Source organism: Paracandidimonas soli, assembly GCF_004342005.1.
GTDB classification, from domain to species: Bacteria; Pseudomonadota; Gammaproteobacteria; order Burkholderiales; family Burkholderiaceae_B; genus Paracandidimonas; species Paracandidimonas soli.
Window position 1 is genome coordinate 183,364 of record NZ_SMBX01000003.1, and the last position, 14,179, is coordinate 197,542.

Sequence of the window (14,179 nt, forward strand, 5' to 3'; positions counted from 1 at the left end):
CGCGTCAGCTGCGTTGCGGCTTGCCGTGGTCCTGCGCCAGTGTCTGCGGTGCGGGGAAGGGCTCCGTGGGGGCCGAGTTCGCGCCGGTGGTGTCGGACGGCATGCGGATGGGCTGGTGCACGCGGTCCGCGGGCACCAGGGTGTCCGGAGCGTCCGGGCTGGTCCATACGGGGTCGGTGATTTCCGCGAATACCTGTTTCAGCCTTTCTCCCCATGTGCGGCGGATCGTGGCGAAATACTGGTTGTTTTCGTCGATGCTGGCGAAGTGGGTGACGCGCAGCGACCCGGTTTCGTAGACCAGCAGGTCCAGCGGCATGCCGACGGAGACGTTGGAGCGCAGTGTGGAGTCCATGGAAACCAGCGCGCATTTGGCAGCCTCGTCCAGCGAGGTGTCGGCGCGCAGCACGCGGTCCAGGATTGGCTTGCCGTACTTGGCTTCGCCGATCTGCAGGTAGGGGTTTTCCGAGCTGGCCTCGATGAAGTTGCCGGCGGAGTAGATCTGGAACAACTGACAGGGGGCGTTGCCGATCTGTCCGCCCAGGATCAGGTTGATGTTGAAATCGATGCCCTGGCGCTGCAGCGCCTGCGCGTCGCGCTCGTGCACGCTGCGCACGGCTTCTCCGACGCGCTCCGCCGCGTCATGCATGCTGGCGGCATGCCAGAGAGAGGTGGCGCTGTTGCCGTCCTGCTGCGACAGCAGGTTGATGATGGACTGGCTGATGGCCAGGTTGCCCGATGTCATCAGGACAATGACGCGTTCGCCCGGGCGTTCGAAGACGCGCAGCTTGCGAAAGGTGCTGATATGGTCGACGCCCGCATTGGTGCGGGTATCGGCCAGGAAAACCATGCCTGTATTCAGGCGGGCGGCTACGCAGTATGTCATGATGGGTGTGCAATGCGATATATGCAGGGCTGCACGCCCGCTTCCCCTTTGGGAGCAGGCACGCCGGCGGCAATTGTAGCAATAGTGGCGGCCGAATTCATGCGGGCGTCATTGACCGGCCTGCACTGGCGCCGCGGAAGCCTGGACGACCACGCTGACCGACAGGCTTTCCTCACCTCCGCCCGTGCGCACGCCGCGCACGGGCGAGGCGGTGTCGTAGTCGCGCGCGACAGCCAGTCGGCATAGGTGATCCGAGGCGAACTGCTGGTTGGTGACGTCGATGCTGGTCCATCCGTGCCCTTCCAGCCAGACATCAACCCAGGCGTGGGTGGCGGCGTGATCGGCCGTCGTATGCAGATAGCCGCTGACGTATCGGCAGGGAATGTCCATGCTGCGCACGCACGACAGGAACAGGTGGGCGTGATCCTGGCAAACGCCGTGGCCCAGCCCCAGGACGTGAATGGCAGGCGTGGTGACATCCGTGATGCCGGGTTCGTAGGCCACGCGGCGGCTGATCGCCAGCGACAGCTCCAGCGCGTCTTCCGGGGTATGCAGGCCGTGCGGCAGCACCTGGCGGCAGAACGCGCGGATGGTATCGTCGGCCTCCGTCAGGCGCGTGCTGACGCGGTAGGCGGCCAAAGGCAGGCGGCTGTCGTCCTCCAGGACCAGGCCATTGCGCAGCGGGCCGATTTCCACCAGGCCGGTGACGCGCAGCTCGATTTCGTCGTGCGGCTTGTTCAGCGTGAGTATATGGGTGATGTTGCCGTAGGCGTCCGTTTGCCGTTGCAGTTCCCCCGGAGCATCGATATGCCAGCGCAGGGTGCGCTGGTGCAGGTCGGTGCGCGGCGTCAGGCGCAAGGTCTGGATGCTGTAACTGACGGGCGTGGTGTAGCGGTAGTGCGTCGTATGCTGGATCAGGTGCTTCATGTCGATTGCCTTTCTGCGGGTTCAGACCGTCAGCGGAACAAGGAAGTCGCGGCTGATGCGGTTGCCCAGGTCGTTGATCCGTCCCAGGAAGTTGTCCAGGTAGCGGTGCAGGCCGCTGCCGCGCAGGATATCTTCGATGCGGCCGTACTCCAGCTCGGCGCGCAGGCGGCCGGCCAACCGCTCGGTTTCGGCGGAGCGCTGGTTGGACACTTTGACCAGGTCGCGCGACAGGGCGCGCATGCAGGCCAGCAGCGAACGGGGCATGTCGGCGCGCAGGATCAGCAGTTCGGCGACGCGCTCCGGGATGATGACGTCGCGGTAGACCTTGCGGTATACCTCCAGCCCCGAAACAGCGGCCAGCAGCGCCGACCAGCGATAGAAGTCGCGGCTGGCGTTGTGATCGCCCGATTTTTCTGCGGGAGCGGGCTCCTGTTCGTGGAACTTGACGTCGAGCAGGCGCGCCGTGTTGTCGGCGCGTTCGAGATAGCTGCCCAGGCGCATGAAGCGCAGGGCCTCGTCTTCGAGCATGGTGCCGGAGATGACCCCGCGCACCAGATGGGAGCGGAATTTAACCCATTCGAAGAATCTTTCCGGATTGCGTTCGTATTGGGGCGCGCGCAGCAGGCGCAGCATTTCCAGCCAGGTGATGTTGTAGGTTTCCCATACCTCGGTGGTCAGGCTGCCGCGTACGGCGCGGGCGTTTTCGCGGCTGGCCCGGATGCACGAGTAGATGGACGATGGATTGGCCTCGTCGCGCACCATGAACTGCAAGACGTTCTTCGGCGTGACTTCGTCGTACATGGCATCGTAGGCATCCTGCAGCTCGGAGATGCGCAGCACGGCGCGCCAGGATTCCTCGTGCGTCTGCCCGGGCATCAGCGACATGTTCAAGTTGACGTTGAGCATGCGCGCCGTGTTCTCTGCGCGTTCGATGTAGCGGCACATCCAGAAAAGATTGTCGGCGGTACGGCTTAGCATAACTAGTCCTCCAGAATCCAGGTGTCTTTGGTGCCGCCGCCCTGGCTGCTGTTCACGACCAGGGATCCTTCCTTCAGCGCGACCCGGCACAGGCCGCCGGGAACCGTCTGGATTTCCTTGCCGGAGATGACGTAGGGGCGCAGGTCCACGTGGCGCGGCGCAACGCCGCTTTCCACATAGGTGGGAACGGTGGAAAGCGCCAGCGTCGGCTGTGCGATGTAGTTGTCGGGACGCGCCCGCACCAATTCGCGGAACAGGTCGATTTCCTGCCGGCTGGCCGTCGGGCCGACCAGCATGCCGTAGCCGCCGGCGCCGTGGACCTCCTTGACGACCAGCTTTTCCATGTTGGCCAGCACGTGCGAAAGCTCGTCTGGCTTGCGGCATTGCCAGGTGGGGACGTTCGACAGGATGGGCTCTTCGTCGAGATAGAAGCGGATCATGTCGGGCACGAAAAGATAGGTGGACTTGTCGTCGGCGAGCCCGGTGCCGATGGCGTTGGCCAGCGTGACGCGGCCTGCCCGGTAGACCGATAGCAGGCCCGGCACGCCCAATGCGGAATCAGCGCGGAAGGCCAGGGGGTCGAGGAAGTCGTCGTCAATGCGGCGATAGATGACGTCCACCCGCTTGGGGCCGCGCGTGGTGCGCATGTAGACCGTATTCTGGTCGACAAACAGATCCTGGCCTTCGACGAGTTCGACCCCCATCTGCTGCGCCAGGAATGCATGCTCGAAGTAGGCGGAGTTGTACATGCCCGGCGTCATGACGACGACCGTGGGATTGTCGGCGCCTTGCGGCGCGGTTTCGCGCAGGCTGTCGAGCAGCAGGTCGGGATAGTGCGCAACCGGTTCGATGCGGGCGCGGCTGAAGATTTCGGGCATCAGCCGCATCGACATCTTGCGGTTCTCCAGCATGTACGAGACGCCGGAAGGCACGCGCAGATTGTCTTCCAGCACATAGAATTCGCCTTCTCCGGCCCGTACGATGTCGATGCCCGAGATATGGCTGTAGATGTTTTCCGCGACGTCGACGTCCTGCATCTCGGGGCGGTATTGTGGATTCAGGAACACCTGCTCCGCCGGGATGATGCCGGCGCGGACGATATTGTGGTCGTGGTAGATGTCGTGGATGAACATGTTCAGGGCGCGCACCCGCTGCTTCAGTCCTTTGTCCAGGATGCGCCAGTCGTCCGCCGGGATGATGCGCGGAATCAGGTCGAAGGGGATCAGGCGTTCGTTGCCGTCGGCGTCGCCGGCCACGGAAAAGGTAATGCCCACGCGGCGGAAATTCAGGTCTGCCTCGACCTGCCGTTCGATCATGGATTCGGCGGGCTGCTCCGATAGCCATTGCGCAAATGCCTGGTAGTGCGGGCGGATATTGCCGGAAGCGTCCAGCATTTCGTTGTAGGCGACAGGCGGTTGCGATAGAGAGGACTTCATGCTGCGGGCTCCTGGGGAACAGCGTGTTTCGCCGTTTTGCATAGGATGCTGCCGGATCCGAAGCAAGCCGCATGCCGACGCGGACATGATGCCATGCCAGGATTGCGCGGCGTCGTTCGGGCCCCGTACATCCGGCGGTCCTAGTGATTATGCACGATAGAGAGGCGGGGAATCGTCGGGCTGGGGTATGTCCCAATAAATCGTGGAGCAGGACATTTTCGATGGCTCCATGCCGGTGCGCGGCGCCAAGTGATGCTACGCTTGGCGATATTGCGCGGCGGCGTCCATGCTCGCGCGTACGCTTCGATGATTTGAAAGGCAGTGATGCAATGCTTCAGCCTGGGTCGGCGGAACAAATGGCGGTTGCGGCTTGCGCCGCATTGCTTGGCGCGTTTGCAGGGGGATATGCCTGGCGGACGGCGCTGCGCTATGGCGCAGGCCTGCGGGCTGGCGCTGATCCGGATGCGCGCCTGATGCTGAAGGCCGCCGGGGGCGGCGCGCTGCGGATGGGTGATGTGGCGGGCGTGGCCGGGATCCGTGGTCTGCCGGCGGCGGGCGGGCTGGCTGCGGCATATGGCTGGCTTTGCCTGCAGCCCTTGACTATCACGCAATCGGCGGCATTGATGCTTTTTCTGTTCATATTGCTGTCGCTGGCCTGTATCGACGCCTGTTGCGGTCTGTTGCCCGATGCGCTGACCTTGCCTCTCCTGTTGGCGGGGCTGGCGGTGGCGGGCGCGGAAGCGGGGCTGGTGGATCTGCCGGAATCCGTCTTCTCGGCCGTGCTGGCCTATGGCCTGCTGCTTGGGCTGGCCTGGGTGTTTCGGAGTCTGCGAGGGCGCGACGGCCTGGGTGGCGGAGATGTCAAGTGCATTGCCGCCATCGCCGCATGGAGCGGCTTCCAGGGCCTGTTCGTGATTCTGCTGACATCCAGTCTGCTGGGAGTCGCGTATGCGCTGGCGGCGGGTCGGGGCGGCCTGTCCCGGTCCTATCCATTCGGCCCGTGCCTGGCGCTGGCCGTCATGGCCTGGCTGGTGGTCCGGCTGGCGTAGCGAGCCGCGCCGGCCATCCCTGGCCCGGCGCGGTCCCTGACGCCGCGCTCAGCTGGAAGCGGCCGTCGCCTGGCTTGCCGTTTCCAGCTGCTGCATATTGAATGTATGCAGCAGCTTCGCGCAGTCCTCGAGAAAGCTGGAGACAATGGACAGCTCGCGCGAGGAGTAGCGCTCCGCGATCCCTGCAATGGCTTCCTCCATCTGATCCATGGGGAACGACAGGCCGGCGCATTGCTCGTGGTCTGCGCATATGGCCACGATGCGCCTGTCTTCCGGATGCCGGTCGCGCGTGACCAGGCCGGCGTTTTCCAGGCGTGAGATCAGGGTGGCGATGCCGCCGTGACTCAGCCCGGTCAATTGAGCCAGCTGACCGGTCGGCAGAGACCCGAACGACAGCAGGAATTCCAGCGCCTTGAAGTCGGTCAGCGGCATGGTCTGCTGCTGGGCAAGGATCGCCTGGCTGACCTGGGCGTAGGCGGCGTAGTTGCGCCCGAGCTGTTGCGACAATTCCCGCACCACCTCCTCCCTTTGCGCCACGCGGCGCACGAAGGGAGATTGGGTGGAGGATGTCTGGTCGTGATGAGAAATTTCGTCATTAACCAGCATGTGATGCCTCTTTCAGGTAAGGGACGGAATCAACGGCCGCCGAGCAGGCCGCCCAGAAGGCCGCCGCTCTTGCCGCCGGCCGGGGCTTTGTCGCCTCCAGTTGCGGAGGACAGGATGCCGCCCGCGCCTCCCAGGATGTTGGTGACGGGAGCAAGCACTCCGCCCGCGCCGCCCAGGGCGTCCGTAACGGGAGCGAGAATGTTGCCTGCATTGCCAGCCGTATCCGTGGCAGGCGTCAGCACGCCTCCAGCGTTGCCCAGCGCGCCCGTGACAGGGGCGAGGACGCCTCCGGCTCCGCCCCCCAGCAGATCCGTCACCGGTGCCAGCAGTCCGCCGGCGCCATTGCCTCCGGAGACCGGTCCGAGGATGCCGCCTGTCACTGCGCCGAGCAGATTGCCGCCCGTTGCCGGACCGAGCAGATTGGCGCCAAGATCATCGGTCAGCGCGGCAATGCCGCCAGTGGCATGGCTGAGCGTATCTCCGATCGGGTTGCCGTTGCCGGGGCCCGCATGGAGGATGCCGCCCGCGCTGGAAACCGCGGAGCCTACGCCGGCCAGGAGTCCGCCGAGGCCGACGGGCGCTGCCCCGTCGATACCGCTGCCGGCGCTGGCCAGCGAGCTGCCGATGGTATTGAGCAGGGAGTCGACGGGCTGGCCGATGCCGGCGCTGTCTCCGATGGATTGCGTGAGGGAAGTGGCTGTCTGCGCGATGGGGGATACTGCGGTATCCAGCGTCTGGCCGATGTTGCCCATGGCATTCGACAGTCCGAGCGGGGCGATGCCGTCGACGGCAAGCCCGATGTGGGCCAGGGCGGGCTCCATGACGGGTTGCCCGGGGAGGCCGAGCAGGCTGCCGTCGATGAGGGTTCCTGTAATGGGAGCCAGTGCGCCGCCTTCGCCGCCCAGCGAGCCGGTCAATGCGCCGACGGCGCCGGTGGCATTGTCGAGGACATTGACCAGGGGATTGGAGTCGTCGCCGGTCGGGGACAGCAGGCCGCCCGCGCTGGCGATCGTATCGCCCAGGCCGCCGGTCAGGCCGGCCAGGCCCTGTCCAAGGCCGAGGGGCAGGCCGGAGCTGTCCAGGTGCGCGCCGACGTTCGATACGACTCCGCCAACCTGATTCAGCAAGGTATCTGCGGGAGCGCCGATACCTGTGGCGGTTCCGATCTCCTGCGTCAGGGTTACGACCTGGCCGGTCAGGGGATCGACGACCTGGTCGGCAACCTGGCCGACGCCGCCCAGGGAGTTCTCCAGGCCGATGGGCAGGACGTTATCGGTGGCCTGGCCCAGGTTGCCCAGCGTGGTTTCCAGAACGCCGGCCTGCGTGCCGCCATTGTTTCCTCCATTGCCTCCCCCGTTGTCGCCTCCATTGTTGCCGCCACCGCCATTCCCGCCGCCGTTGCTGCCGCCAGGATCGGTACCGCCTCCCGGATTGACGGCGGGAGGCACGTTGGCGCCGTTGCGGGGGCCGCTGGCGCTATTGCTGGAGCAGCCGGCGAGGGCGAAGGCGCCCAGCACCAGGCTGGTCGCCAGGCTCAGACGCAGGAAAGACGAAGAGGTTTGCGAGCGTTGCATATCAGTCTCCTTGATGAAAGATCCGGAAGGATTCGTGTCCGGTATGACTTTCATGAAGCAATATGCGTGCCAGCCTTTTCATGCAGTGTGAGGATGGTTCTTGGGTTTATTGATGTTGGTATTTTTTGTTGTTTTAAATCAATTGCTTATATTTATTTTATGAATAATTTTATTTTTTTGAATGCCGTAGATATGCAATATTCCTATCCGTTCGACAGTGATAAAAGCTTTGCTTTTCTGGGAACGTTACGTAACGTTCCCTGCAGTGTTACGTAACGTTCCGGCTGGAACGGGCACGCGCGCCGGCTCAGAATCCGTCGTAGAACAGGGCGTAGTTGGCGTTGAAGCGCAGCTTGCGCCGGTCGCTGTTTTGCGGACGGTCGCCCACGGGGCGGGCCACGTTCAGGTCCAGTACGTAACGCTTGTCGTCGCTGATCTTCAGGCCCAATGCGACGGAAGACAGGTTGCGGCCTCCGAACTCCTTCAGTTCCGGGCGGTTGTACCAGGCTTTTGCATGTTCGATCATGACGTAAGGCTGCAGGCTGGACAGATAGCTGTAGCCCAGGCTGATGCGGCGGTTCAGTTCCAGGGAGGCGCCATAGCCTTTGTCGCCACCCTGGTCGCCCTGCGGATATCCCAATGCATGCCGCCATGCTCCGAACGAGATCTGTTCCGAGGAGGGAAGGATGTCGCTGCTGTACTGGCCCGTCGCGGTCAGGATGGCGCCGAATTGCGCCGGCAGCGAGACTTCCTGCGCCAGGGACAGCGCATAACGGGTGAAATCCAGGTCATAGGGCGGGGCGGCAAGTTCGCCGCGGTCGCTGAGCGTATTCTTGCGCGCTCCCAGGCCGTCCACGCCTTTGTAGACGTCCAGGGATATCCGTCGCGATTGCGTTTCGCTGCGGCCCGTATATTGCAGTCCCAGACGGGCTACGCGAAGGCGGGCTTCTTCGCGCAGCCAGATATTGTTGTCGGGATTGTGGTACTGGTCTTCCGAATGCGTGACATAGGCGCCGACGGATGCCTTGAGCATATGGGCATTGTTCAGCACGATGGGATAGCTCAGGCCGATGCCGAGCCGGCGGTTGTCGATGGTGCGGTCGAAGCTTGTGAAGACTTTCTCGCTGGGTGTGGAACGATAGGCGTAGCCGTCCACTTCCAGTGCCAGTCCATCGTTGCCCAGAGGGATGGAGACTGTGCCCGAAATGTAGCGGACATCGTCCCGACGGGCGGGAACGGCCGCTGTCAGCTTCACCTGTTCGCCCAGCGGCGTCAGGCTGCTGGAAGTGATCGTGACAAGGCCTTGCGTGCCTGTGCCCAGGTCGGCGGCTCCCGCGCTGAGCTGGATTGCCTGATGAACGGTGTCCAGCACCAGTTCCGTGCGGCCGTCCGCGCGCGTCGGCATGTCAAGCCTGGGCGTGAAGCGTACGCCGGGCACGCTGCGCATCAGGTTCAGGACGCGTTCGAGCGTGGCGCGGGTCAGCGGCTTTTCTTCCAGCAGTGGACCGGCCAGGGCATGCAGGCGCCGCTCCGCGCCGCCGGCATCTCCTTCGATGCGCAAGGCGTTGATATGGCCTTCCACCACGGTGACGTGGACTCTGCCTTCGTCGAACTTCTGCTCCTGCAGCAGGGCGAAAGACAGGGGGTATCCCGCCTGCTGGTACAGCGCGGTGATGCGGTTCACATGCTGGATGAGCTGTCCCACGGTCATTTCCTGTCCGCTCAGGGGAGTCAGGATGTCCGTGATCTGCTCGAACGGGATGGCGGTGCTGCCCCGGACGTCGAAATGCCGGGGGGTGATGCGCTGTTGCAGTTTGCCGATGACCGCAGCCTGCTGCCGGTCCGGCATCTGCAGCCTGGCGGGAGGCTGTTGCGGCTGTGCGTGCTGGAGTTGCGGGATCTGGTCCACCGGATTGCCCAGCAGGGGACCGTTTGCATGGGCCGCATGACAGACAAGGGCGAGACAGGAGAGGCTGGCAACGCGATGCAACTGAGGCATGTATCTGGTCTCCCGGCGCGGGACGGCGGCGCTGCGCGTTGTTGTAGTTATTTGTTTTATTGTATATTTCATCTAACTTTGAAGTTACATAAATTTCTAAAAAATGAAATAAATTACTTTTCAGTGAAAATCATAGGGGTAATACGCCAGACTTGTCTACATTGAATTCAGATGTCTGCTTTTTGATTGAAATTAGTGCATTTTTTTGAACTATCTGAATTACAAAGCCTTGCTGGTAAGTCGCTATAAGTATAAACACGTATGAATAATTTTTGTTTTTAGGTAGATTTTTTCATGTTCTTGACTATACTTTTCCATAATCAGTGTAACAAGTAAGAAAATAAAACCGGTTATTTTTTACTAAATGTGACTCTGTGGATTATCGGTGGTGAATGCTTGATAGCGGCATGGAAGACACATGCCGGAATCAGCATCTTTGTGTAGCGTCAATGATGAAAAGCAGGAGGAATCTGCCATGTACCAGCATCTCAAACAGTTCTGGAATGACGAGGAAGGGGCGACGGCGGTGGAGTATGCGCTGATCGTGGGTTTGATTGCCGTGGCGCTTATTACTGCCCTGGGGGTATTGGGGACCGACATCGGCGAGTTGTTCGGTAGGATAGGGCAGGCGCTGGATGGTGTGGAAATGCCGACGGGAGGTGAAGGCTAAGCCCGCCTTGAGCGATAAGGAAGCAGTCAGAGATTCCTATGAGTGGTGTCCTTGCGGTTTGGCTGTTCTTCACTCTGGTGTCCTGTGCTTCCGTCGCCTATTTCGACATCCGCTTCCGGCGGATCCCGAATGGGCTGCTCGTCTCGATGCTGCTGGCGTGCGCGGTTTTCTTTTTGTACGCAGGCGGCATGGGCGAGCCGGAGAGCGGCTTGAAGATCCATTGGCTGTCCGCTCTTACCGGTTTTGTGGCAGGTCTGGCTTTCTTTTATCCGTTCTGGCGCCTGGGTGTCATGGGAGCGGGAGACGTAAAGCTGATTGCGGTGCTGGGCTTCATGTTCGGCCTGCATGGCTTGTGGCAATTGGTAGTGATCGGCAGCGTCCTGGCAGGGCTGCATGCGTGCGTCCTGCTGCTGTCGAATGGCCGGGCCGTGCTCGGCCGGTGGCGGGAAGGAAAGGGATCGAGGCGCGGAGTGCCTTTCGGGGCGCATCTCGCGCTGGCAACGCTGCTGTGGGTGTTCTGGCCGAAAGGTGCGCTACTCGGCCTGTAGCAGAGGTGGTATCGATATGAAGTACAGCAGACACGCCGCGCGGTATCTGGCAACTCCTGGGCAGGCAGGCGCCTACGCCGTGGAATTTGCACTGACATTCGTCGTGTTCTTCGCGGTCTGCTATGCCATTCTGACTTACGCATTCATTTTCACTGCGCAGCACTTGCTGAATGTCGCTGCCGACGATGCCGCGCGCATTGCCTTGCGCTGGCAGCCGGACAACGGCCTCAGTACTGCGCAGATGGCGGACATCCGGCACGTGGTGGATGTGCGTACTTCATGGCTGGCGTCGGCCAGGGGCGAGCCTCTGGAAGTGGCGGTCTGTTTCGGCCATGCCATGAATACGTCGGACGAAAGCAGCGGCACGGAGGCGTCGTCCGCCTTGTGCGCGGGCGCTTTCCCGGCCAGCGGCGCGGCGGTCTCCAGCATCGGCATCCTGGTGCGCTACCCGTATCGCGACGTACCCCTCGTGCCGCTGCTGGGGCCCGCTTTTCTCGTAAGCCTGGCCGTACCCGAATGGCTGAGTGCATTCAGCGTGGTTACGCCATACCGCGACAATCTGGTCACCGAATCGGGAGCAGGGGCATGAGTCATCCGGCCTGTACTCCATCCCTGTCTTGCCCGCATGCGCGGCAGCGAGGCGCCGCCGCCGTGGAGTTCGCCCTGACGATCACGATGCTGCTCGTCATGGCGCTGGCCATTGCCGGTTTCGGTTTTCTTGCGTGGGCGCAGCAGCGTCTTTCCGCGATGGCGGGCGAAGGCGCGCGCGTGGCGCTGCTGGCCAGCTACCAGGATCCAGTGAGGGCGGGCGCCAGCGCCTGCCAGCGTGTAAGACATATGGCGGATGACGCGCTCCTGCTGTCGGGCGTCGGTATACAGTGCCGGCCGGTGAGCCTGCCTTGCGGCTGGAACGATGCGAACGGCGATGCGCAGCCATGCATGCGTCTGGAGCTGAGCGGCGATGTGTCCGGGTGGCCGTTGCTGCGTCTGCTGGGCAGTGCGTTTGCGCTGCTCGGGGAGGGGCAGGGAGAGACGCAAGGCTATCGCTTGCGGACGAGCGCCACCATACAGATTGCATCGGGCGGATAGACGGAGAGAAATATGAGTTCCATGAGCAAAATCGTGGCGGGCGTGCTGGTGCTGCTGGCAATCGTTCTCGGCGTGTTCGCTGCCCGGCTGGCGCTGAAGGAGCCGGAGCCCGCGCCTGTCGTCGCCCAACGGGAGGTCAGGCCCGAACCTGTCGTGGAAACAAAGGAAAGAACGCTGTACCCCGTCGTGGTGGCTGCGCGAGACCTTGAACCCGGCGTGCCATTGAGGGCGGAAGACTTGCAGATGGATGGCTGGCCCGCGGCGCCGGCGCAGGGGTTCGCGCAGGCGGATCCGCTGGTGGGGGAAAAACTGCGGGAAGCATTGCGCAAGGGAGAGCCGCTGACGGAACGTCTGCTGGCCCAGGGTTTGTCGCGCCATTTGCAGGCAGGCGAGCGGGCCATCATGGTCGCGGTGGATGAATCGCTTGGCGGCGCCGGCGGCATTGCGCCGGGCGACCGGGTCGACGTGTTCTTTACATTGGGACGCGATAACGAAAACCAGAATACGCAGGCGCGCTTGCTGCTGCCGTCGGCTCGGGTGCTGGCGTTCGGCCAGGATTCCTTGGACGGGCCTGTCGGCGCGGAAGCGCAGAAGGGGCGAACATCGGTTGCGGCGCGCAGCGCCATGCTTGCGGTCCCGCTGGCGGAGGTCAACGGCCTGCTGCTGGCGATGGGCAAGGGAAAGCTGCAATTGGCGCTGCGCTCTCCGGAGGACAAGGCGCAGCCGGATGCGGCGCTGTTTGCCGAACGCGAGCCTGTGCTGCAGGCGCGCGCAGGGCTGTCTCCCGACGAACGGGAGCGTTTGCGGCAGGCGGAAAACCTGGCTTATGCGGGCGACAGCATTGCAAGCCTGGCGGCGTCCGAGCCGGCCGTTCCTGAATCGCAGGCGGGACAGGCGGCGCCGGGCAAGAAGGGGGATGCGGCGCGCAGCGTGCAAGTCATACGAGGCAGGCAAAGCGGCCTGCATCACTATTGATCGATGATTGGATGCCGGTCATCCGGGACTTGGAAGACGGTCGGGGAGAAAGCAGCGTGGCGTTGGCGAAGAAGATGAATCGATGGAAGGCGGTGCTGGGTGCGGCATGCGTATTGTTTCCGGCCATACTGCATGTCCGGCACGCAGGCGCGGCTTCCGCGGCGGCGCAGTCGCGCGCGGTCTTCGTGGACGTGCAGGAGCGCGGACAGCGTTTCCTGTCATTGCAGGCGATGCCCTCGCGTGTCGCCATTGGCGATCCCGAGGTGGCCGATGTGCAGGTGCTGGATGCCGAGCCTGGCCGGCAGGCAGGCTTGATGCTGTTCGGCAATCGGCCTGGATCGACGCAATTGCAGGTATGGTTCGATGGGCGAGGCGCTCCCCATACCTGGACTGTGCGCGTGCAGGGGCAAATGGAGCGCGCATTGCAGGAAAGCGGCCATGCCCTGCAGGCCGGGGTATACGCGGGCGCGGGCCATGCCGTGGTGACTGGCGAATCCGCTTCCTTGCTGGAACACAGGAAGGCGGTCGAGGTGGCCGCGGGTATTGCCGGGCGGGACGGCGTCGTGGATCTCGGCATGGTGACTACGTCTTCGATGGTGCAGGTCGAGGTCAAGGTCGTCGAGCTGGCGCGCAGCGTCATGAAGGAAGCCGGCATCGACTGGCGGGCCGGCCGTGGCATCGGCAGGTCCGGCGCTGGCGCACAGACCTGGGCCGGCGGCGCCAGTCTAAGGCCCGAAAACGCGCTGCTCAATGGCTTTTCCCTGTTCTACCGCTCGGCGGATTTTCTGGCGTCGCTGGCGCTGCTGGAAAGCAACGGCATGGGGCGCGTGCTGGCGGAACCGACGCTGGTCGCCATGTCCGGCCAGAGCGCAAGCTTCCTGGCCGGAGGGGAAATCCCGGTGCCGGTGGCAAGCGCGCAGGGCACGCAGACCATCGAGTACAAGCCGTTCGGCATTGGACTGACGGTTTCTCCGACGGTGCTCGGGGCCGACCGCATCGCCCTGAAAGTGGCGCCCGAGGCCAGCGAGCTGGACTACAACAGCGCCATTCCCGTCATCAGCGGCTCGCAGACGGCGGTGATGCCGGCCATACGCACACGCCGCGCCGATACGACGATAGAACTGGGCGACGGCGAGAGCTTCGTCATCAGCGGCCTGGTGTCGCGGCAGACGGAAGCCAATGTGAGCAAATTTCCTTTTCTGGGCGACCTGCCCATCATCGGCGCATTTTTCCGCAGCGTGAACTACAGCCAGGAAGACCGGGAGCTGGTAATCGTGGTGACGCCGCGCCTGGTCCGGCCTTTTGCGAAGGGCGCCGCCATTCCTCTTCCGGGTGCGCGACAGGAGGTCGCCGACACGGCGGGCAATGCGTGGGGGCATTTTCTGTTGGGGCCTGACATGGGCCATCAGATGCCGGGGTTTTCTCGTTGAAGATCTTGGGAGCTA

Annotated in this window: 14 protein-coding genes; 7 read left to right on the forward strand and 7 right to left on the reverse strand. The window is 63.3% G+C overall.

What is annotated here, in order from left to right; all coding sequences use genetic code 11:
• Positions 1 to 4: 4 nt before the first annotated feature.
• The 4 genes from EV686_RS07900 to EV686_RS07915 form a co-directional block, all read right to left on the reverse strand.
• Positions 5 to 883: a proteasome-type protease gene (locus EV686_RS07900; RefSeq protein ID WP_132475292.1), complete on the reverse strand. Its 879-nt coding sequence runs from the start codon at positions 881 to 883 to the stop codon at positions 5 to 7.
• Between the two features lie 108 nt (positions 884 to 991).
• On the reverse strand, positions 992 to 1,810 hold the full coding sequence (locus EV686_RS07905; RefSeq protein ID WP_132475295.1) for a transglutaminase family protein: 819 nt from the start codon (positions 1,808 to 1,810) through the stop codon (positions 992 to 994).
• A 21-nt stretch (positions 1,811 to 1,831) separates the two neighbouring features.
• A complete protein-coding gene (locus tag EV686_RS07910) occupies positions 1,832 to 2,788 on the reverse strand; it encodes an alpha-E domain-containing protein (protein WP_132475298.1) in 957 nt (318 codons plus the stop codon).
• 2 nt (positions 2,789 to 2,790) lie between these two features.
• A complete protein-coding gene (locus EV686_RS07915; RefSeq protein ID WP_377748289.1) occupies positions 2,791 to 4,182 on the reverse strand; it encodes a circularly permuted type 2 ATP-grasp protein in 1,392 nt (463 codons plus the stop codon).
• Between the two features lie 398 nt (positions 4,183 to 4,580).
• On the opposite strand from EV686_RS07915, the gene EV686_RS07920 reads away from it, so the two are divergent.
• Complete coding sequence (locus tag EV686_RS07920; RefSeq protein ID WP_165972543.1) at positions 4,581 to 5,273, forward strand: prepilin peptidase; 693 nt, start codon at positions 4,581 to 4,583, stop codon at positions 5,271 to 5,273.
• Positions 5,274 to 5,321: 48 nt separating this feature from the next.
• Here the strand turns inward: EV686_RS07920 and EV686_RS07925 are convergent, their stop codons facing one another.
• The 3 genes from EV686_RS07925 to EV686_RS07935 form a co-directional block, all read right to left on the reverse strand.
• Positions 5,322 to 5,879: a MarR family winged helix-turn-helix transcriptional regulator gene (locus EV686_RS07925; RefSeq protein ID WP_132475306.1), complete on the reverse strand. Its 558-nt coding sequence runs from the start codon at positions 5,877 to 5,879 to the stop codon at positions 5,322 to 5,324.
• A gap of 29 nt (positions 5,880 to 5,908) precedes the next feature.
• Complete coding sequence (locus EV686_RS07930; protein WP_243650794.1) at positions 5,909 to 7,453, reverse strand: collagen-like triple helix repeat-containing protein; 1,545 nt, start codon at positions 7,451 to 7,453, stop codon at positions 5,909 to 5,911.
• Positions 7,454 to 7,760: 307 nt separating this feature from the next.
• Positions 7,761 to 9,452 carry a ShlB/FhaC/HecB family hemolysin secretion/activation protein gene (locus EV686_RS07935; RefSeq protein WP_132475309.1) on the reverse strand — a complete coding sequence of 564 codons (1,692 nt, stop codon included), beginning with the start codon at positions 9,450 to 9,452 and terminating at the stop codon, positions 7,761 to 7,763.
• Positions 9,453 to 9,870: 418 nt separating this feature from the next.
• On the opposite strand from EV686_RS07935, the gene EV686_RS07940 reads away from it, so the two are divergent.
• From EV686_RS07940 to EV686_RS07965, 6 genes are all read left to right on the forward strand, one after another.
• Positions 9,871 to 10,122 carry a Flp family type IVb pilin gene (locus tag EV686_RS07940; protein WP_377747944.1) on the forward strand — a complete coding sequence of 84 codons (252 nt, stop codon included), beginning with the start codon at positions 9,871 to 9,873 and terminating at the stop codon, positions 10,120 to 10,122.
• 38 nt (positions 10,123 to 10,160) lie between these two features.
• Positions 10,161 to 10,670 (forward strand): A24 family peptidase, encoded by a 510-nt coding sequence (locus EV686_RS07945; protein WP_132475312.1) that lies wholly within the window; start codon positions 10,161 to 10,163, stop codon positions 10,668 to 10,670.
• A gap of 16 nt (positions 10,671 to 10,686) precedes the next feature.
• Positions 10,687 to 11,259: a TadE/TadG family type IV pilus assembly protein gene (locus tag EV686_RS07950; protein ID WP_165972544.1), complete on the forward strand. Its 573-nt coding sequence runs from the start codon at positions 10,687 to 10,689 to the stop codon at positions 11,257 to 11,259.
• A complete protein-coding gene (locus EV686_RS18555) occupies positions 11,256 to 11,759 on the forward strand; it encodes a TadE/TadG family type IV pilus assembly protein (protein WP_165972545.1) in 504 nt (167 codons plus the stop codon). Before EV686_RS07950 ends, EV686_RS18555 begins: the two co-directional genes overlap by 4 nt.
• A gap of 12 nt (positions 11,760 to 11,771) precedes the next feature.
• Positions 11,772 to 12,734 carry a Flp pilus assembly protein CpaB gene (gene cpaB / locus EV686_RS07960; protein ID WP_132475321.1) on the forward strand — a complete coding sequence of 321 codons (963 nt, stop codon included), beginning with the start codon at positions 11,772 to 11,774 and terminating at the stop codon, positions 12,732 to 12,734.
• A gap of 74 nt (positions 12,735 to 12,808) precedes the next feature.
• Complete coding sequence (locus tag EV686_RS07965; protein ID WP_132475324.1) at positions 12,809 to 14,164, forward strand: type II and III secretion system protein family protein; 1,356 nt, start codon at positions 12,809 to 12,811, stop codon at positions 14,162 to 14,164.
• Positions 14,165 to 14,179 lie beyond the last annotated feature (15 nt).